Here is an 18,419-nt window from a genome sequence, read left to right as displayed (position 1 = left end):
ATCAACCCGCCGCAATCGGTCCGGAACGGTGAATCATTTCCACCGCGCTCGAATTGCCTTCATAGCGGCTCTTCGTCTGCAGGTAAGGCATGACGCTGCCGGCCGTCACGAACTTCAGACCGGTATTGATGTTGGCCGGCCCGGTGAGGCCTCCGGACATCTTGTACAGGAACATTTCCAACACGGTGTAGAAACCCTGCAGATAGGGCTGCTGGTCGATGGTGAAATCCAGGTAGCCTTCGTGGATATCCTTGAGGGTCCCGGGCAACAGATCGAAGCCGCCCGCCTTGACACCTTTTTTGACTAGGTTGTGCTTGCGCATGGTCGCCCCCACCGCCTCGGTGCTGCCGGCATCCACTGCGAACATGCCCTTGACGTTCGGATGCCCCAGATAAAAGGATTCGACGCGCGAGAACTCCTCGTTGACCGTCGCACCGCTGGCCACCTCGAACAGCTTGATGTTCTTGCCGGACGCCTTGATGGCATCCTTGGCGCCGTCGAGGCGTGGCTGGATGTTGAGCTGCCCGGGCGTTGCGATGAAGCCGGCCACGTCGCCCGAATCCACCAGACTCGCGATACGTTCGCCGAGCGCCTTGCCGGCGTCATAGAGATTCTGACCGATGTAGGCCAGACGATGGTTAGAGGCCACGTCGGCGTTGTAGGAAAACACCGGGATTCCGGCTTTCAGCGCCCGATCCGTCGGCCCATTGAAGGCGTGCTGATCGACCAGGGCGACCGCAATGGCGTCGGCATGCGAGGTGATTGCCGCGTTCATCGAGTTGACCATCTCGCTGGCGATGGAGCGCTGCGACCCCGTCCACTGGTAAGTGCAGCCAAGCAGTTCGCACGCATCCTGGATACCGTACTGCGTGGGCACGAAGAACGGGTTGGTCGTCACGTGGTTGACGAAGACGAAATGCCACTTCGGATGCATCGGGAAAGGACTGCTACCCGTTTCGGCGGCACGGGCGAATTCGGGCATACCGGTCGCCGCAGCAAGGCCCAGCAGAGCGCTTCCAGCCAGGGTGCTTTTCAGCACTGTTCGCCGCGAAGGCGACTGCGCACCGACCTCGTCGTTGGATCCGTTTCCTTTCATCTCATTCCTCCTCATTGTCGTATCCATGCTGATACGCTGGTTTTATGCGGAGTCTGCGGGCATATACCGCGACGCCGACAGCGTCTACCCGGCCACTCGCGCAACTCCCTCCTCGCGCAGCCCCCTAGGCGAACGAACTCGCAAAGAGCACCGCTATGTAAAGCTATAGAAGGCTTTTCAATAACCTTCAAATATTATTTAAAGACTTAAAGATAACAATTTGTATATACATATACCGTTCAACACCGCCCCCAAAACCACGCGTACCCCACAAACTCCGGAAATCCCAACGGCCTCCTCACGGGATTCAAATACGATCGAGCAACACCTCGACCGAAGTGGAAAAACGGGCGCCGGACGGCAGGACCATCAGTCCCGAGCCATTGTTGAAGGCATCGATGTTCGCGCTCATCGGCTCGACGGCCAGCGAACGTCTGTGCGGCGGGGTAAACAGCTGCAGGTAACCCAGCGACTCGTCCGGAATCACGCTCAAGCACGCCTCCGGTGACTCCATCCGGATCATCGGCGGCGCATCTCGCGACAACACGAAACAGCTGTCCAGATGTTCCCGCCCGATTTGCCTGCCCGCAGCGAACTCGGCGTCGGCCTGCACGTCTCCGGTCGGCAACAGGCGCTCCTCGTCGACCTCGATTCGTTCGGCCGTCGGCGCCTTGAGACGCAGCGCGTCCACCGGACAGCCCAGCGTGAAATAGGGATGCCAGCCGACGGCGACCGGAGCGGCGTCCGGCCCGGTGTTGCGCAAGATCAATTCCAGCGTGAACCGCCGACGGCGCACGCGGTAAGTAACGTCGATGAGAAAAGGGAACGGGTAATGGACCCGGTCTCCGGCGTACTCATGAGACAAGGCCAACGACACCTCGTCGGCGTCGGCCTTGGCATGAACGATGCGAAACGGCGCATCGAACAGAAATCCGTGCAGTGCGTTGTCCCTGGCCGGCTCGTTGATCGGAAAGCGGTAACTGCGCTGCCCGTGGCTGTAGCGTCCGGATGCCAGGCGGTTGACGAAGGGAAACAGCAGCACGTTGTAGTAGGGCCGGTTCTTTTGCGGCTCCTCCTCTCCGTCCAGGCCGTCGATGACGTTCAGGCATAGCGGGCCGTCGCGCAGCCATAGGGCGTTGAGACGGGCGCCGAACTCCGGCATCACCTCGATCCCCCAGCCGGACGCATCGCGCAGCGAATACGCCTCGTAACGCCCGACCTTCCTGTTGCCCAGAACCGTCAAGCCGACCTCCTCCATCCCACGCCAGCGCAAATCGCATGCCGACCGCAATCACATGACTCAAAAATGGAGGTCGGCGCCGGCATACCGCCGCGCCGACCCCAGTTCTGTGGAGGAGAGTTAGTAGATTCCCTTCTTGATGAGAGGCGTGAGCTTGCCGATCATCGCCTTGGCATCGGTGCCTGCGGCGGTGTTGACGTTCATCCCCTCGAGCCCGTAACGCTTGGTGAGCACGCACTGCAGGACCGGGATGAAACCCTGCAGGTAGAGCTGCTGATTCAGCGTCGCGGCGATATAGCCGTCCTTGACTCCGGCCAGCGTCGAGGGCGCGAGGTCGATACCGCCGACGGTGATCTGGCCCGGTTTCTTGCCGGCTTCCTTCAGCGCCTGGGGAATGAACGAGGTCACCAGCCCCTGCTGCGTGCCGATCGCCTTGAGGTTCGGGTGACGCTCGATGAACGCCACCAGCGTCGGCACGGCCTGCGAGGGATTGTTGTTCACCGCATCCGTGATATTGAGCTTAAAGACCTTGAGCCCGGCCTTTTCGAGACCGTGGACCACACCTTTGGCCGACTGCCCGCGGATACCCTCCGCGAAAACGCCGTAGACCAGCGCCTCATCGCCCTTTTTCAGATGCCCGGCCTTGATCATGGACTGTGCGGTGATCTCGCCGCCCTTGAACAGATAGGTTCCGGCATAGCCGAAGCCGTTGGCCCGGTAGCGCGCCTCCAGCTTGGGCAACGGCACGTTGCCGGCGGTCACCACGATGCCCTGCTTCTCCGCCTGCGTCACCAGCGGTGTGAATGCGGCATTGCCTGGATGCCCCATGATCTCGATGCAGTCCGGACTGGCCGCCATGGCCTGCCGGAACTGGCTGATCATGTTTTGCGGCTGCCAGCTGGAATACTGCGAAATCAGCTTCACGCCCAGCGCCTGGGCAGCGTCCTTGGCACCGATCTCGCGCGGCAGCGTCGATGCATCTCCAGGGCTACCGCCCATCTGGAAATACATCCTGAGTCCATGCCCCAATTGAGTCGAAGCCTGGGCCGTACCAAACGCCAGTAGGCCGGCCGCAGCTGCAACGGCCACCGCGTAGGTCATCGAATGTACTGACTTCATGTCGCTCTCTCCCTGTCACCATCGTGCGTGGTTTTTGTCGCGGCGCAGCATGCCGTCCAACGACAGACGCGCGCGCAATTGCTTCATCCGTCCCGGACTGCCCAGCACGGTATGAAGTACGACGGCGATCACGAACACGAGGCCGACAATCACTTCGACCCAGAAACCGGCCACGCCGGTGGCCACGATCCCGGCGTTGAGCATGCCGATGATCAAGGCGCCGAAGAAACTGCCGACCACCGTGGCCGCGCCGCCGAAAACCGAGGAGCCGCCGATGAACACGGCGGCCAGAGCGGACAGCAGCATGCCCTGCCCCTGAGTGGCGAAATAATTGAGGTTCTGAATGGTCAGCAGGAAGCTGGAGAAGCCGGCCAGCGCTCCCATCAGAGTGAACAGCTTGACGCGCTCGCGTGTGGTGTTGATGCCGACCACGCGGGCAACCTCCCGGGCATCGCCAATGAACAGCAGATGCTCGCCGAAGCGGTGGCGGTTGAGGATGAACCAAATGCCCACTGCGACGGCGAGCGCCCATAACGCCTCGGTCGGAATCCCGAACAGCGTACCGGAGAAAATCGCCGCAATCGGCTTCTCGGCCAGGTTCTGCAGGGCATAGGACATGCCGCCCGACAGCACGGTCGCCACCCCAGTCCAGAAAAACGAAGTGCCAATAGTGATGATGATCGAGGGGATGCCGATGACCGCCACCAGGAAACCGTTGATCGCTCCGACCAGCGCGCCGCCGGCGATGGCCGCCAGAAGCCCTAGCCAAGGCGACCCTAGGTGCAGGGTGCAATAAGCGAACAGAAATCCCGAAAGCGTTATGACGGCCGGAAACGAGAGATCCATCTCACCGGCGGCGATAACGAGCGTCAGGCCCAGCGAGAGCACCATCAGCGGCGGAATGGTAATCAGAAAGGAATTGTAGATCGGCCAGCGCAGGAAGACGCTTGGCGCAAACGTTATGTACACGCCGATCAGGACGAAGAACACGACGATGATCGGCAGACTTTCCAGCTTGAAGCGCCGCCACAACGGCGTAGCGTCGGCCGTGACGGCCACACGGGGGCTGTCCGTATATCCAGCCTTTGTTTCGCTCATGCGACCGACTCCACTTCACGCGACTGCTGCTGCTCGATGAGAAAGGTGGTGAGATCCTGCAAGCTCATGTCGGCCGGGCGGATGTCCGCCACGATGCGGCCGCGGTCGAGCACCAGAAGCCGATCGGCGAGCGCATGCACATGCGCCAGGTTGTGCTCGATGTAGATGGCCGCGCGCCCTGCCTCCTTTATCGAACGGACGAAGTCCAGAACCTTCCGCACTTCCTTGATCGCCAGCGCCGTGGTCGGCTCGTCGAGAATGATCAGATCCGCATCGAAGTACATCGCGCGGCCGATCGCGATACCCTGGCGTTCGCCGCCCGAGAGTTTCGAAACGGTCGAATCGGCATCGATGCCGACACCGCGGAAACCCAGTTGACGCTGCAGGATCTCGTTGGCTATCCGCCGCTGCTCCCGCACGTTGATGAAACCGAAGCGGTTCGTGATCTGCCGTCCGACGAAGAAATTGCGCCACAGCGGCTGCTTCTCGCCGAGCGACTTCTCCTGGTAGACGGTCTCGAAGCGCAGTGCGTGCGCCCGGCTCACCGAATAGTTGTGAAGATCTACGGCTTCGTCGCGAATGAACAAGCGCCCCGAGGTCGGCGGGATAACACCGGTCAACGCTTTGATCAGAGTGGACTTGCCGGCGCCGTTGTCGCCGATCAAGCCGACGATCTCGTTGCGTCCGATCGCCAGATCGATATCGCTCAGTGCACGGACCTTACCGAAGGAAACGCAGAGCCGCTCGGCGCGGATGATGTGTTTGTAGTTTTTGTCCATATCCTTACCGCGAAACATTTGTCTGGATGTGCCGGACCTCGCGGTCCGCCTCGGTGCAACATCCCGGCAATGCCGGTTCGCAAAGGTATAGAGCGGAAACCAATAACCTACAAATACGAATTCATGCCCTTTTTGATATTTATTTTGTTATACGAATAGCAGGCACCCTACTCAATCGAGGGTACGGAGGGCGTATTCGATTTTGGCGGCAATGCGACCGCATGCGTCTTGTCGACACGGCGATATGGCGCCCCGCCCTGTCAGGCGATCGATCGATTCTGCCCGCGGGGGAACAGCTTGCTGCCGCGTTCCGAACGATCGAACGGATTGCTTACCGCACAGCAAGGACAGCGCCGGATAGCGCTTATTCGGAACCGCTTCTGGCGATTACCAGCGCGATCGCGACGAACAACAACGCCAGTACGACCGGCAAGCCGTTCGGGCCGAACGAGGACATGGCACCGCCCAGCAACGGTGGACCGACGATGCCACCGACGCCCCACATCGCTCCCATCGCGCTGTTGCCGGCGATCAGGGCCGCGCCGCTGAAGCGCTCCCCGAGTCGGATCAGGCTGAGCACGTGCAGGGCGTAATACGACCCGCCCCAGACGAACACCACGCTCCAGAACAACCAGGGCACGCCCACGGCGATGCCCTGCACCATGGCGCTGACCGCCGCCACCAGGGCGCAGCCGAGCATCACACGTCGGCGCGAAAAACGGTCCGCCAGCCAACCGATCGGGTACTGCATGCTCACGCTGCCCGCAATCATCGCGATCAGCGCAGCAGTACCGACTTGTTCGCCATAGCCGTGCTGGATGACGTAGATCGGCAGCAGCGACATCGATCCTTCGTCGGCGAACGCCACCGCAGCCACCGCCAGCAACAGCAACGGCGCCAGGGGCAGGAAAGCGAACACCGACATCGGCCGCTCGCTGCGCGCCGCCGGCAGGGCCCTGCGCACCGACCACAACACCAGAAACGCGCCCAGCAATAGCGCCGCTCCGGCGGTGAACGGCGCCCAACCCTGCGTGCCGACGCCAAGCAGAATGGCCGGTCCCGCAGCGAAGCCGGCCGACAGCACGGTGGCATAGAAACCCAGGATGCGGCCGCGATAGGCATCGCTGGCGATCTGGTTGATCCAGGTCTCGGTGACCACGAACTGCGACGCCAGAAACAGCCCCATCATGAAACGCAGAGGCAGCCACAGCCAAGCGTCGTGCTGAGCACCGATGAGCAACAGGCAGAGCAACGTACCGAGCTGACTGGACACCACAAAACGCAGAGCGCCCAGACGCTGCATCAGATAGGGCGTGAGCGGCGCGGCGACGATCACGCCGAGCGGCATCATCGCCGCATTGACCCCGATCAGCCAGGCTGACACGCCCTGGCGCTCCAGGATCAGTGCCAACAGCGGGTACGTCAGCCCCTGCATCGCGGTAAACACGGTGGCGGAGATCGTGATCGCCGCCGCGAGCCGCCACATGGCCGGCTTGTCCAGAGAATTCATATTGCCGTCGTACGGTGCGCCGCGCTACGAAAGCACGCCGGTGCCCTTGTCAGCGCCTCCGAGACTCAGCCGGCAGCGCGCCTGTCCTGCAGGATCATACCCGCCGCCTTCTCCGCGATCATGAGCGTAGGGGAGTTCGTATTGCCGGAGGTGATCGTCGGCATGATCGAGGCATCGATCACGCGCAGTCCCGCTACGCCGTGCACGCGCAGGCGGGCGTCCACCACGGCCCCAGCGGCCGGATCCGGCCCCATCGCGCAGGTTCCGACCGGGTGGAAGATGGTCGTGGCGATATCGCCGGCGGCACGGGCCAACGACACTTCATCCGTGCAATCCGGCCCGGGCAGCAGTTCCACCGGGTTGAACCGGGCCATGGCCTGCGTCGCAAAGATCCGCCGCGTCAGCCGGATGGCGTCCGCGGCCACGCGGCGGTCGCCCTCGGTGGACAGATAGTTCGGCGCGATCGCCGGCGCCTCGCGTGCATCCGGACCGCGCATGACGACCCTCCCGCGGCTCTCGGGGCGCAGATTGCAGACCGAGGCGGTAATCGCCGGATAGGGATGCAGCGGCTCGCCGAGCTTGTCGGTACTGAGCGGCTGCACATGGTACTCGAGGTTCGCCCTCGCCTGCCCGGCATCGCTGCGCGCGAAGCAGCCGAGCTGGCTGGGCGCCATCGACAGCGGTCCCGACCGCCGCAGCGCATATTCCAGCCCCATCGCCGCCTTGCCCCACAGGCTGTTGGCGCGTTGATTGAGCGTGACCGCTCCCTCCACGCGGTACACCGTGCGGATCTGCAGATGATCCTGCAGGTTCTCACCCACGCCCGGCAGATCCCGCTCCACCGCCACACCGTTCTCGCGCAGCAGCGCGGCCGGCCCGACGCCGGAAACCTGCAGCAGATGCGGCGAACCGACGGCACCGGCAGCCAGCAACAGCTCACCGGCCACCCTCGCCTGCCGCTGTTCCCCGTCCCTCGTTGTCTCCCCGATTGAAATCCTCGACCGGGGGAATGCCGGCCTCCGCCGCCGCGGCACGAAACACGTCCAATACATCCCAGCGCAGACGCTGGTGCTCCACGCGCCACTCACCGCCCTGGCGGTGCCATTCGTCGCGCAGCACGCCATGATCCTCGTGCTTCAGGAACTCCGGCAGCACGTCGTCCCAGCCCCAGCCCGGATTGCCCAGGTCGCGCCAGTGATCGTAATCCGCCGCCTGGCCGCGCATGTAGATCATGCCGTTGATCGAGCTGCTGCCGCCGAGTACCCGCCCGCGCGGATAGTTCAGCCAACGGCCATTCAGTCCCTTTTCCGGCTCGGTACGGAAACACCAGTCCGTGCGCGGGTTGTTCATGGTGAAGAGATAACCGACCGGGATGTGAATCCACAGATAATTGTCGCGTCCGCCGGCTTCCAACAGCAGAACCCGCAACGACGGCTCGGCGCTGAGCCGGTTGGCAAGCAGACAGCCGGCAGTACCGGCGCCGACGATGACGTAATCGTATGGCCTGGAATCCGAATCGGTCATATACCCCCTCTTTGTCCGCGACACCCGGCCGTGAATCAAACCCGCAAAGCGCCTCGCCGGCGCGACCTCAGGAGTTTAGCGTTTGTCACCGGCAGTGGATGATTTCTGCCGGAATGCGGTAAAGACGGTGCCGCAGCCACGGCCCGGCCCGGCTGGAATTCCCATCCATCACGGGCCATGAACGTACAAAGTGCTGCAAACCGCTATCCTGCACGCATGGCAAGTACACGAAACGGACCGCCCAACGTAACCGCCCCCATTCGCAGCGGATCGACACCTGTCGTCATCGTCTGGTTCAGGCGCGATCTGCGTCTGGACGACAATCCCGCCCTGCAGGCCGCTGCCCGGAGCGGCGCGCGCATCCTGCCGGTCTATATCCATGCCCCCGACGAAGAGCGGCCGTGGGCTCCCGGCGGCGCTTCGCGCTGGTGGCTGCATCACAGCCTGACCGCGCTCGACGACAGCCTGCAACGCTACGGCGGGCGTCTTATCGTCAGCACCGGTGACAGCCTCACCACGCTGCTCGGGCTTACCGAGCAGACCGGCGCCAGAGAAATACACTGGAACCGCCTCTACGAGCCGGCTGCCATCGAACGCGACAGCCTCGTCAAGCGAACGCTGCGCGACAGGGGAATCGCCGCGCACAGCCACAACGCCGCGCTGCTGTTCGAACCCTGGAGCGTCAGCACCCGGGACGGGCGCCCCTACAGGGTTTTCACGCCGTTCTGGAAGAGTTGCCTACAGCTCGGGCTGCCGCAGGATGCGGGCCCGCCACCGGCTTCGCTCACGCTGGCCAGTGCCGAATCCGCAGCGCTCGAATCCCTGGAACTGCTGCCACGCATTCCCTGGGACAAGGGCTTCCGCGAACACTGGCAGCCCGGCGAAGCCGGCGCACGGAACATGCTGGACACCTTTCTGGACACCGCCGCCGCGAGTTACGCCGACGGACGCGATCATCCGGGCACACGCTCCACCTCGCGGGTATCGCCGCATCTGCACTTCGGTGAACTGAGTCCGCGCCGGATCGTTTCCATGGTGCAGGAGTGCCTAGCCATTGCCGGGCGCGAAGGACTCGTCTCCGGCCTGGAAGGATTTATGCGCGAACTCGGCTGGCGCGAGTTCTCCCACCATCTGCTGTACCACTTCCCGCATACCCCGCAACACAGTCTGGACGAACGCTTCGCGCACTTCCCCTGGGACAGCGGGGCCCGCGAGGCCGTCGACGCCTGGCGCCGCGGCCGCACCGGCATCCCGCTGGTCGACGCGGGCATGCGCGAACTCTGGCACACGGGCTGGATGCACAACCGCGTGCGCATGGTCACGGCGTCCTTCCTCACCAAGAACCTGCTGATCCCCTGGCAGGAGGGAGCGCAGTGGTTCTGGGACACGCTGCTCGACGCCGACCTGGCCAACAACACCCAGGGCTGGCAGTGGACGGCCGGCTGCGGTGCGGATGCCGCGCCCTACTTCCGCGTCTTCAATCCCGTGCTGCAAAGCCGCAAGTTCGACCCCGAGGGCCGATATCTGCGCCGCTGGCTGCCCGAACTCGGGGCCCTGCCGGATCGCGACCTGCACGCGCCCTGGGAGGCTCCACCGCATACCCTGCAACGCGCCGGCCTGCGGCTGGGGCAGGACTATCCGCAGCCCATCGTCGATCTCGCCGCCAGCAGGAGCCGCGCCTTGAGCGCGTACGCAACCATCAAACAGGCTGAGTGATCCATACTTCACCAATAACACCGCGGCCGCCGCTCACTACGTCTGCCGCATATCCCGAGGAATCACTCGTGCAGAAGACCATCCGCCTGTTGCTCGCATCGTGCAACCTGCTGGTGCTACCCGGCAGCGCCGCAGCCAAGTCCGCCCTCGAAGTCGGCCAACCCGCGCCGGACTTCAGCCTGCCCGATCAGACCGGCAGAACCGTCAGCCTCGCCGACTACCGAGGGAAGTGGCTGGTGCTGTATTTCTATCCCAAGGACTTCACGCCCGGCTGCACCACCGAAGCGCAGCATTTCCGCGACGCCGTGCCCGACATCGAAAAACTCGGCGCCGCCGTGATCGGCGTCAGCGAGGACAGCGTGAAGAACCACGCCAAATTCGCCGAGACCTACCACCTCGACTACACCCTGCTCGCCGACGACAAGGGCAAGGTCGCCGCTGCCTACGAATCGCTCTACAACATCTTCGGCATCCTGAAGTTCGCCAAGCGCCATACCTTCATCATCGACCCTCGGGGCCACATCGCCGCCATATACCTGAATGTCGACCCGGCGCAGAATCCTCAACAGATCGTCATCAAACTTCAGAGCCTGATGAAGGTCTCAAGCTAAAGACACCGCACACGGACGTGTGGCCGCCAGGCGCCACCTCGGCGTCGCATGGGCGGTCGTTGCCCCGGGAAAGGCCAAACGACCGTTCCGCATTCGGAGAATCGCCATGAACCGTCGCCATTTCATCGCCCTCGGGGGCATCGCCGGCGCCGCCGCCGCTCTGCCCGCCGTCGGCCACGCCGCCTCGATGGGCGGTCCGTACACCCAGTTGCCCAACCTCGTCTTCACCGCCGAAGATCCCGGCCACTGGGCCGCGCTGGAGAAACTGCACGTCCCGGAAGTCGAGAGCATGGGCGGCATGCTCAAGGTCACCACCCCGCACCCGATGAGCGAACCTCACTACATCGTCAGCCACACCGTCGTACTCGAAGGCGGTAAATTCCTCGGCCGCAAAACCTTCAACTGGAGGGACAAGCCCGTGTCCGAGCACAAGCTGCCGACGGGCTACAAAGGCAAGGTCTACGTCACCAGCACCTGCAACCTGCACGACTTCTGGGTCAAGGAAATCGGCGTCTGATCCATACTGTGCCGACCGGAAACCTCCGGCTGGCGCCCTCTCTTCAACAGGCAGAGCCATGTCCAACGAACACCGCATGCCCAGCTCGCGCCTCGCACGGCTCGCCAAGATGGGCCGGCTTGCCGGCGGCCTCGCCACCGGCATGGTGAGCGAAGGCGCGCGCCAGCTCGCCAGCGGCAAGCGCCCACGACTCGACCGGCTGCTGCTCACCCCCGACAACGCCCGCCGTCTGGGCGACCGCCTGTCCGAGATGCGCGGCGCAGCCATGAAGCTCGGTCAGCTCATTTCCATGGACGGCGGCACCGTGCTGCCGCCCGAACTGAGCGACGCGCTTGCCCATCTGCGCGACAAGGCCCACTACATGCCGCTGGGCCAGGTCGCCCAGGTGCTCGAAAGCGCCTGGGGCAAGCACTGGGTGGGACCGTGACTTCGAACGCTTCGTCTTCACTCCGCTCGCCGCCGCCTCGATCGGCCAGGTCCACGATGCGCAGCTGCGCGACGGCCCGCGCGTGGCGGTCAAGGTGCAGTATCCCGGCGTACGCCGCAGCATCGACAGCGACGTCGACAACATGGCCACCCTGCTGCGCCTGACCCGGGCGCTACCCGAAGAACTCGATCTCATGCCCCTGCTCACCGAAGCCAAGCGCCAACTGCACGAGGAAGCCGACTACCTGCTCGAGGCGGCGCACATCTTCCGCTACGCCGAGCGCCTTGGCGACGACCCGCGCTTCGAACTCCCCCTGCCGCTCAACGAACGCAGCACCGCCGAAGTGCTGTGCATGCAGTTTCTCGACGGACAGCCGATCGAAGCCGTCGAGCAACTACCGACGCCGGAGCGCACCCGCCTCGCCGCCACCCTTCTCGAACTCGCCCTGCGCGAAGTCTTCCGCTGGGGCCTGGTGCAGTCCGATCCCAACTTCGCCAACTATCGCTACAACCCCGCTACCGGCCAACTGCAGCTGCTCGACTTCGGCGCCACCCGGATCTACCCACCGGCGCGCCGCGACGCCATGCGCAACCTGCTGCTGGCCACCGTGGAAGGCGGTGACGACGACGTCGCCCGCGCCGCCATCCAGGTCGGCTACCTTGCCGAAGACGACCCGCAGCGCTATCGCCAGGCCTTTGTAGAACTCCTGCGCATAGCCGCCGAACCCGCGCGCCGGGACGCGTCCTTCACCTTCGCCGGTTCCGATCTGCCCCAGCGCATGCGCGACGCGCTGGTGCAACTGCGCCTGCGCGACAATTTCACCCGCCTTCCGCCGATGGACGTGCTCTACCTGCACCGCAAGATCAGCGGGCAGTACCTGCTGATGGCGCGCCTGAACGCGACGCTGCCAATGAGGACGATCGTGAGAGAAGTGCTGGAGGCACGCTGATCAAATCAGGATGTTCCTATTGGGCATCAAACCCAACCTCGGCATGCTACGCTCGGATTCATGAAGCCTCGCTTTTCAACCCAACTCGCAACCGGAGGCCACCGCCATGCGCGCGTGTGACGGCAGTTGCCGGCGCCTGTCGCGGCTGTGCCGGCAAGGCCGGGAGCAGGTCAAGCTCGTCGAGGCGCTCGCCACTGAAGCCGAAGCCTGCGTCCAGGCCGGCCACACGGATTGGGCTGCGCTCATGCAGCGCGCTGCCGACGCTCTGCGGCACACGGCCGCAAGCTGCTGCGGCAGCGACGATACGCAGGCGGAAAGCTGATCCGCGCCGCAACGGGATTCGAAAGCACAATGCGGAGCGCCAAACTTCGGCGAACGATCTATTTTGCCTCCCATATCGTTTCGGTGATGGAATAGAGCCGGGAGGCACGCATGGACACGAATCGGGCAACAGCCGGCGACGAACGACAAAGCGCCGTCCAGCCGGACGAAGAGCAGCGCTGGCAGGCCGTCCTGACCCGCGACCGCAGCGCCGACGGCAGCTTCTACTACGCCGTCGTCAGCACCGGCGTATACTGCCGTCCGTCCTGCGCCTCGCGCCGACCGCGCCGCGAGAACGTCCGTTTCTACGACACCTGCGGCGAGGCCGAGCAGGCCGGCTTTCGCGCCTGCAAGCGCTGCCGTCCCGACCAGGCCACGCTGACCGAACGGCATGCCGCAGCGATCACCGCCGCCTGCCGCATGATCGAAACGGCCGACACCCCGCCCGGCGTCGATGCGCTGGCCGGCGCAGTCGGCATGAGCCGCTTCCATTTCCAACGCGTTTTCAAGGAACTGACCGGCATCACGCCGCGCGCCTACGCGGCGGCCCATCGCGGCGGTCGTGCCCGCAGGGCGCTGGCGCAAGGTTCCAGCGTCACCGAAGCGCTGTACGACGCCGGCTTCAACTCCAGCGGCCGCTTCTACGAAGCCGCCCCCGCACTGCTCGGCATGACACCTACTGCGTACCGCGACGGCGGCACCGGCCTCGGCATCCGTTTCGCGCTCGGCGAATGCTGGCTAGGCACGGTGCTGGTCGCGGCCACGGACAAGGGCGTCTGCGCGATTTCCCTGGGCGACGAGCCCGATGTGTTGCTGCGCGAGCTGCAGCAGCGTTTTCCCAAGGCTCAACTGATCGGCGGGGATGCGGACTTCGAGCGCTCGATCGCCGAGGTCATCGGCTTCCTGCAGGCTCCCGAGCGCGGCCTCGAGCTGCCTCTCGACATCCGCGGCACCGCCTTCCAGCAACGCGTGTGGCAGGCCCTGCGCGAGATTCCATCCGGCTCGACCGCGAACTACGCCGACATCGCCAGACGCATCGGCCAACCGGCCGCCACCCGCGCCGTTGCCCGCGCCTGTGCAGCCAACCCGCTCGCCGTCGCCATCCCCTGCCACCGCGTCATACGCACGGACGGCTCGCTGTCCGGCTATCGCTGGGGTGTGGAACGCAAGCAGGCGCTGCTCGAACGCGAAGCCTCCGAATAATGGGCGCAGAGCAACGGACGTGAGCAGAATTCCCGATGCAGCAACAGGCGATCTGTTCGCGGATACGGGTTCAACGACCATCTGCGAAGGCGCCGTGTTGCTGCACGGATTCGCCGCTGCGGAAGCCACGCAGTTGATGGAGGCGATTACCGGCGTATACGCACAAGCGCCGCCGCGCCACATGATCACCCCCGGAGGGCACCGCATGTCGGCGGCCATGAGCAACTGCGGCCGCTACGGCTGGGTTACCGATCACCGTGGCTACCGCTACGAGACCACCGACCCCGACACCGGCCGTCCATGGCCGCCCATACCCGGCGTCATCGCAACGCTCGCCCGCCGCGCCGCGGCAGCGGCCGGCCATGCCGACTTCGAACCGGACGCCTGCCTGATCAACCGCTATGCGCCCGGCGCCAAAATGTCACTGCATCAGGACAGGGACGAGCAGGACTTCTCGGCGCCGATCGTGTCCGTCTCGCTGGGACTATCCGCCACTTTCCTGTTCGGCGGATCGAAACGTAACGAACGCCCCCGCCGCATCGTGGTGCAAAGCGGCGACGTCATCGTCTGGGGCGGGTCCGCCCGCCTGAACTTCCACGGCATCGCACCGCTGCCCGAGGGCGAGCACCCGCTGACCGGCACCTGCAGGATCAACCTGACCCTGCGCCGGGCGCGCTGAATCCCGATCTTCATCCAACGATGAAGAAAACGACAAAGGCAGAGGACGAGTCCCCGCAATGACCTACAGCACTCATGCTGCTGATCCGCGCGTTCTGGCGCAGAAAACGCTGATAGTCGCCATTGGTGAACTGACAGCCTCGATCTGAATGCAAAATCACCGTCGAGCCGATCTACCGCGTGTTGCAGATCGCCCCGTCGGCCTATCGGCGTCATGCCGCGAGGCAGCGCAACCCTGATCGACGCAGCGCTCGCGCTCAGCGCGATAAATTGCTGATGCCGCAGATCGAACGTCTCTGGCAGGCCAACCTGTGCGTGTATGGCGCCGACAAGGTCTGGAAGCCGTTGCGCCGTGAGGGTGTTGCCGTCGTCCGCTGCACGGTAGAACGCCTGATGCGCCGGTTCACGGCATAGCGGCCCAATCAGCTCTAAGTCTCGGATTTCATCTATGTCTCGACCTGGCGGGGCGGGTGTATGTCGCCTTCGTCATCGACGTTTTTGCGCGGCGCATCGTGGGCTGGCGCGTGAGCACCGCCATGACCACCGACTTCGTGCTCGATGCACTGGAACAGGCGCTCTATGCGCGTCGGCCTCACGACTCCCACCCCATCATTGATCACTCCGACAGAGGCTCGCAATATGTGAGCCTCCGCTACACCGAGCGCTTGGGCGAGGCACCGCCCCGAGTTGCAGCCCTACCTCGACGCCCCACCCGCGCGCGCCGTGTCGTGCCTCTGACATTTCACTCCGCCCGTGCATTCGTGCGTCCGTTGCTTGAGCAATGGCTCGTAGCGTTTGTCGGTCAGCAGTTTCAGGAATGCCGCCAGCGCTTCGATCTTGCGGTCGGAAAGCGCATGCGCCATGAGTTCTTCCCTGTCGACGGTACGCGGCACTTCGGGTGCACGCCAGGGTTTGCCGGTTTCCGGGTTGATTCTGCGCTTAGGGTTGTTGTAGTGATCGTAGAACAATAGCACTGTGCGCAGATCCGTGAACACGCCGTTGTGCATGTAGGGGCCGGTGACCGCAACGTTGCGCAGCGTCGGCACCCTGAACTTGCCGTCGTACTTCGGATCGGCGACCGCGGGATTCTCCAGCAGTCCGTGGTCGATATAGCCTTTTTTCAGATTCCCCAGCGCCAGCAGCTTCGGATTCGACGGAACGCCGATGTTCCGATAGCGAAAGTTGCTGAACGGCTCATGCGTACCGTCCTCGCGCCTTAGCCTGTGGCAAGAGGCGCAATTGACGTTGTTGTTGGAGAAGAACAAGGTCCGTCCCAAATCCTCCAGCACCGTCAATTGGTATTCGCCTTTCAGATAGCGATCGTATTTGCTGTCGTAACTCGAAAAGGCATCGGTTCTCTCGAACGCCTGTATGGCCTTGCCGAAAGCCGCATAAGCGGGAAGCACGGCACTCGGGTTCGTCGGCCTGTCGAAAACGTGCTCTCCGTAGAGCCGGACGAACAGTTTTCTGTAGATGGGGTTTTCCCGCAGACGTTTGACCACTTCCGCCGGACTCGCCATGGCCATTTCGAGCGGATTGAGGGGCGGCTGCATCGCCTGCTCCGCCAGCGTTGCCGCCCGGCCGTCGAGGAACTGCCCGCCGACGTATTCCTTCTGCTTGGCGTCGTAGTGGAACCTTGGAATCGTATTGGCATAGCTTGCGGTCGGGGCATTGCGATTGCCGAGCGAATGCCCGTCATCTCCTAGAGATACCATCCCTTCTCCGAAATTGCTGCGGTGATCCGCCAAGCCCTTGCCGGGATCGTGGCAGGTCGCGCAGGACATCGTGCGATTGACGGAAAACGAAGGATCGAAGAACAGCATCTTGCCCAACTCGGCCTCGGAGGCAGCTTCCCCAGCCATGGCCTGCGCACCGAACTGCGCCAGCAACAACAAAAACAGATACTTCCTCATGAGACCGTCCGCCGCATACGTGTCCGAATGTCCTGAAAGGGCCTGACGATGAGCTTCGTCACGCTGTCGTAGCGCTCCCGCTGATTGCGGCCGAGCCCGAATCGATGCGTACGCTCGACGTTGCGCGAGAGCGTCAACGTACCGAACAGCCAGTCCCACAGCGCCAGCGCACTGCCGAAGCTGCGCCGCATGTGCCGCAGGTCGTGATGGGCCTGATGCTGCGCAGGCGAAACGAGCAGATACTCGAGCCACCGGCCGTAACCGAGGCGAATATGGCTGTGCCGAAGATTACTGGTGAATGCGAACAGGGCGACGATGAACAGATTGCTGCCCAGGATGGGATAGAGATCCAGGCATGCTCCGAAACAGAAGACAAAGCCGCCCGTCACCGCGCCGACGACCATGGCATGACGCAACGCGAACAGCATATTCTCCACCGGATGCAGGCGATAGTAGGTAAACGGGTTGAGGCTTTCCGCGCTGTGGTGAACCTTGTGAAACTGCCACAGCCAGCGATTGGCATGCATCAGGCGGTGCAGCCAGTAACGGCTGAGATCTCCCGCGACGAACAAAGTCAGCGTGTAGGCCAACACAATATGGCGATAACGCCATGGCAGGAACGGAGGTTCGGCGTACGCATTCAGGACATCCAGCGTCCACAGGGCGATGCTCTGCGCGGAAACGACGAACAGAGCGATCAGCAGCGCCTTGATCAGCCAGTTGAACAGAAAATAGCGGTAATCGAGCTGCGCATCGGCGCTCCAGAAATAGGCCTTTGCCCGTGCTAACGTAAGCCTCTGTCCCCTGTGCAGCGACAGCAGCAGAGCGATGGCGGCACTGGCCAGGAGGTACCCCCAGAAAAGCCGCTCTCCTCCGTCCAACAATGCGTGCAATGGCGAGTGCATCGGCACTTATCCGCTTGCGTCCGAAACCGTTCGGCCGTGCATGGACACCGAACGCCGACGCTCTCTGCGCCAAACCGCATGCACGCTAGGGAGCCTCTGCTCGAATCTCGGAGAGCGGGCTGGCAGATCGTCGTTCATGTTTCGATCAGAGATTCCCTAGTCGGCGTCGGCGTCGAGGATGTTGGCGGTAACGCCGACACTGCCGACCAGATGCCGATAGAACGCCTTCTGCATGTCCTGCAGGCCCTGGAACAGCGGAATCATTTCCTCAAAGCTGGAACGCCCGTCCAGGCGGCGTATCGCGATAAGCTTGCTGCGTCATCGCCAGCGCTTTCTGGACCGCGAGCAGACCGCTATCGGCATTTTTCGCGTGCGCGATAGTCGCTATATTGGGTTGCCGGTCTGCGCCGATCAGCTGTGCGTAGGTATCGATGGTTGCGCCGATGGCCGCCCACGACGCCTTGCTGTAGGGGTACTGCTGGTTCTGCGGCAGGTATTGCCCCAGAGTCTGCTTGTTCAGACCGCTGACCTGAGCGATGCGCCAGTCGCGTGTCTTGTAGATGCTCTCGAGCATGGCATTGATCAGCAGGGACAGCGCCTTTTTAGAATCTCCGAGATAGCCAGCAGCGCTTCGATGCTTTCGCGACAAACAACGAAAATAACTTGGCCCATACTTCATTCCTTCCCGGGTTTAGCAACGATCTTCCCGTTCACGCCCGGTGCGAAGTCGTCGAAGTAGTCATACGAACCTGGGTCCAGAGGGGTAATGACCAAATTGACGTCTTTCCCCATGAACAGAACCTTTTCCTGGCG

Annotated in this window: 19 protein-coding genes and 2 pseudogenes; 9 read left to right on the top strand and 12 right to left on the bottom strand. The window is 63.4% G+C overall.

The genetic code is table 11. The annotated features are described in order from the left end of the window. Position 1 precedes the first annotated feature (1 nt). From P8014_RS04605 to P8014_RS04570, 8 genes are all read right to left on the bottom strand, one after another. Positions 2–1,096, bottom strand: coding sequence for a sugar ABC transporter substrate-binding protein (locus P8014_RS04605; RefSeq protein ID WP_337816130.1), 1,095 nt, complete (start codon positions 1,094–1,096; stop codon positions 2–4). Between the two features lie 307 nt (positions 1,097–1,403). Further along, positions 1,404–2,339, bottom strand: coding sequence for a hypothetical protein (locus P8014_RS04600; protein WP_337816129.1), 936 nt, complete (start codon positions 2,337–2,339; stop codon positions 1,404–1,406). Positions 2,340–2,456: 117 nt separating this feature from the next. Further along, positions 2,457–3,455, bottom strand: coding sequence for a substrate-binding domain-containing protein (locus tag P8014_RS04595; RefSeq protein ID WP_337816128.1), 999 nt, complete (start codon positions 3,453–3,455; stop codon positions 2,457–2,459). Positions 3,456–3,470: 15 nt separating this feature from the next. Next, the gene (locus tag P8014_RS04590) at positions 3,471–4,553 is read right to left on the bottom strand and encodes an ABC transporter permease (protein WP_337816127.1); all 1,083 of its coding nucleotides are present in this window, start codon (positions 4,551–4,553) and stop codon (positions 3,471–3,473) included. Further along, positions 4,550–5,332 carry an ATP-binding cassette domain-containing protein gene (locus P8014_RS04585; RefSeq protein ID WP_337816126.1) on the bottom strand — a complete coding sequence of 261 codons (783 nt, stop codon included), beginning with the start codon at positions 5,330–5,332 and terminating at the stop codon, positions 4,550–4,552. Before P8014_RS04585 ends, P8014_RS04590 begins: the two co-directional genes overlap by 4 nt. 364 nt (positions 5,333–5,696) lie before the next feature. Beyond that, positions 5,697–6,842: an MFS transporter gene (locus tag P8014_RS04580; protein WP_337816125.1), complete on the bottom strand. Its 1,146-nt coding sequence runs from the start codon at positions 6,840–6,842 to the stop codon at positions 5,697–5,699. 65 nt (positions 6,843–6,907) lie between these two features. Continuing rightward, entirely contained in the window at positions 6,908–7,789 is an 882-nt protein-coding gene (locus tag P8014_RS04575; protein WP_337816124.1) for a GMC oxidoreductase, read from the bottom strand. Beyond that, complete coding sequence (locus P8014_RS04570) at positions 7,779–8,366, bottom strand: GMC family oxidoreductase (RefSeq protein ID WP_337816123.1); 588 nt, start codon at positions 8,364–8,366, stop codon at positions 7,779–7,781. The genes P8014_RS04575 and P8014_RS04570 overlap by 11 nt, the downstream gene beginning before the upstream one ends. A 177-nt stretch (positions 8,367–8,543) precedes the next feature. Between P8014_RS04570 and P8014_RS04565 the strand changes: the two genes are divergently transcribed. From P8014_RS04565 to alkB, 8 genes are all read left to right on the top strand, one after another. After that, the gene (locus tag P8014_RS04565) at positions 8,544–10,082 is read left to right on the top strand and encodes a deoxyribodipyrimidine photo-lyase (protein WP_337816122.1); all 1,539 of its coding nucleotides are present in this window, start codon (positions 8,544–8,546) and stop codon (positions 10,080–10,082) included. Between the two features lie 68 nt (positions 10,083–10,150). Continuing rightward, complete coding sequence (locus P8014_RS04560; protein ID WP_337816121.1) at positions 10,151–10,693, top strand: peroxiredoxin; 543 nt, start codon at positions 10,151–10,153, stop codon at positions 10,691–10,693. Between the two features lie 106 nt (positions 10,694–10,799). Beyond that, complete coding sequence (locus P8014_RS04555; RefSeq protein ID WP_337816120.1) at positions 10,800–11,210, top strand: desulfoferrodoxin family protein; 411 nt, start codon at positions 10,800–10,802, stop codon at positions 11,208–11,210. 58 nt (positions 11,211–11,268) lie between these two features. After that, complete coding sequence (locus P8014_RS04550) at positions 11,269–11,637, top strand: hypothetical protein (protein WP_337816119.1); 369 nt, start codon at positions 11,269–11,271, stop codon at positions 11,635–11,637. Continuing rightward, on the top strand, positions 11,543–12,586 hold the full coding sequence (locus P8014_RS04545; protein ID WP_337816118.1) for an AarF/ABC1/UbiB kinase family protein: 1,044 nt from the start codon (positions 11,543–11,545) through the stop codon (positions 12,584–12,586). Before P8014_RS04550 ends, P8014_RS04545 begins: the two co-directional genes overlap by 95 nt. 106 nt (positions 12,587–12,692) lie before the next feature. Next, positions 12,693–12,908: a hypothetical protein gene (locus tag P8014_RS04540; RefSeq protein ID WP_337816117.1), complete on the top strand. Its 216-nt coding sequence runs from the start codon at positions 12,693–12,695 to the stop codon at positions 12,906–12,908. A 110-nt stretch (positions 12,909–13,018) separates the two neighbouring features. After that, the gene (gene ada / locus P8014_RS04535; protein WP_337816116.1) at positions 13,019–14,110 is read left to right on the top strand and encodes a bifunctional DNA-binding transcriptional regulator/O6-methylguanine-DNA methyltransferase Ada; all 1,092 of its coding nucleotides are present in this window, start codon (positions 13,019–13,021) and stop codon (positions 14,108–14,110) included. Between the two features lie 19 nt (positions 14,111–14,129). Then, the gene (gene alkB / locus P8014_RS04530; protein WP_337816115.1) at positions 14,130–14,789 is read left to right on the top strand and encodes a DNA oxidative demethylase AlkB; all 660 of its coding nucleotides are present in this window, start codon (positions 14,130–14,132) and stop codon (positions 14,787–14,789) included. A 40-nt stretch (positions 14,790–14,829) separates the two neighbouring features. On the opposite strand, the pseudogene P8014_RS04525 reads toward alkB, so the two are convergent. Then, positions 14,830–14,955: pseudogene (locus P8014_RS04525) on the bottom strand (IS3 family transposase); the annotation flags it as partial. Here P8014_RS04525 and P8014_RS04520 point away from each other — a divergent pair. Then, positions 14,951–15,465 (top strand): annotated as a pseudogene (locus tag P8014_RS04520) (DDE-type integrase/transposase/recombinase); the annotation flags it as partial. The pseudogenes P8014_RS04525 and P8014_RS04520 overlap by 5 nt on opposite strands. Before the next feature lie 18 nt (positions 15,466–15,483). Here P8014_RS04520 and P8014_RS04515 read toward each other — a convergent pair. From P8014_RS04515 to P8014_RS04505, 3 genes are all read right to left on the bottom strand, one after another. Then, positions 15,484–16,701 carry a cytochrome c peroxidase gene (locus tag P8014_RS04515; protein WP_337816114.1) on the bottom strand — a complete coding sequence of 406 codons (1,218 nt, stop codon included), beginning with the start codon at positions 16,699–16,701 and terminating at the stop codon, positions 15,484–15,486. Next, positions 16,698–17,606: a sterol desaturase family protein gene (locus P8014_RS04510; protein WP_337816113.1), complete on the bottom strand. Its 909-nt coding sequence runs from the start codon at positions 17,604–17,606 to the stop codon at positions 16,698–16,700. Before P8014_RS04510 ends, P8014_RS04515 begins: the two co-directional genes overlap by 4 nt. A 268-nt stretch (positions 17,607–17,874) precedes the next feature. Continuing rightward, complete coding sequence (locus tag P8014_RS04505) at positions 17,875–18,285, bottom strand: hypothetical protein (protein WP_337816112.1); 411 nt, start codon at positions 18,283–18,285, stop codon at positions 17,875–17,877. Between the last annotated feature and the right edge of the window lie 134 nt (positions 18,286–18,419).

The sequence above is a fragment of the Acidihalobacter sp. genome (assembly GCF_037381185.1).
Classification (GTDB): Bacteria; Pseudomonadota; Gammaproteobacteria; order DSM-5130; family Acidihalobacteraceae; genus Acidihalobacter_A.
Note: the sequence above shows the minus strand (reverse complement) of the source record. Positions and strands in the feature narration are given on the sequence as shown.

What these genes read in the sequence shown, in the direction of transcription:
- P8014_RS04605 (WP_337816130.1), bottom strand. Translation starts at nt 1,096, where the DNA reads ATGAAAGGAAACGGATCCAACGACGAGGTCGGTGCGCAGTCGCCTTCG.
- P8014_RS04595 (WP_337816128.1), bottom strand. Translation starts at nt 3,455, where the DNA reads ATGAAGTCAGTACATTCGATGACCTACGCGGTGGCCGTTGCAGCTGCG.
- P8014_RS04590 (WP_337816127.1), bottom strand. Translation starts at nt 4,553, where the DNA reads ATGAGCGAAACAAAGGCTGGATATACGGACAGCCCCCGTGTGGCCGTC.
- P8014_RS04585 (WP_337816126.1), bottom strand. Translation starts at nt 5,332, where the DNA reads ATGGACAAAAACTACAAACACATCATCCGCGCCGAGCGGCTCTGCGTT.
- P8014_RS04580 (WP_337816125.1), bottom strand. Translation starts at nt 6,842, where the DNA reads ATGAATTCTCTGGACAAGCCGGCCATGTGGCGGCTCGCGGCGGCGATC.
- P8014_RS04570 (WP_337816123.1), bottom strand. Translation starts at nt 8,366, where the DNA reads ATGACCGATTCGGATTCCAGGCCATACGATTACGTCATCGTCGGCGCC.
- P8014_RS04565 (WP_337816122.1), top strand. Translation starts at nt 8,544, where the DNA reads ATGAACGTACAAAGTGCTGCAAACCGCTATCCTGCACGCATGGCAAGT.
- P8014_RS04555 (WP_337816120.1), top strand. Translation starts at nt 10,800, where the DNA reads ATGAACCGTCGCCATTTCATCGCCCTCGGGGGCATCGCCGGCGCCGCC.
- P8014_RS04550 (WP_337816119.1), top strand. Translation starts at nt 11,269, where the DNA reads ATGTCCAACGAACACCGCATGCCCAGCTCGCGCCTCGCACGGCTCGCC.
- P8014_RS04540 (WP_337816117.1), top strand. Translation starts at nt 12,693, where the DNA reads ATGCGCGCGTGTGACGGCAGTTGCCGGCGCCTGTCGCGGCTGTGCCGG.
- ada (WP_337816116.1), top strand. Translation starts at nt 13,019, where the DNA reads ATGGACACGAATCGGGCAACAGCCGGCGACGAACGACAAAGCGCCGTC.
- P8014_RS04515 (WP_337816114.1), bottom strand. Translation starts at nt 16,701, where the DNA reads ATGAGGAAGTATCTGTTTTTGTTGTTGCTGGCGCAGTTCGGTGCGCAG.
- P8014_RS04510 (WP_337816113.1), bottom strand. Translation starts at nt 17,606, where the DNA reads ATGCACTCGCCATTGCACGCATTGTTGGACGGAGGAGAGCGGCTTTTC.
- P8014_RS04505 (WP_337816112.1), bottom strand. Translation starts at nt 18,285, where the DNA reads ATGAAGTATGGGCCAAGTTATTTTCGTTGTTTGTCGCGAAAGCATCGA.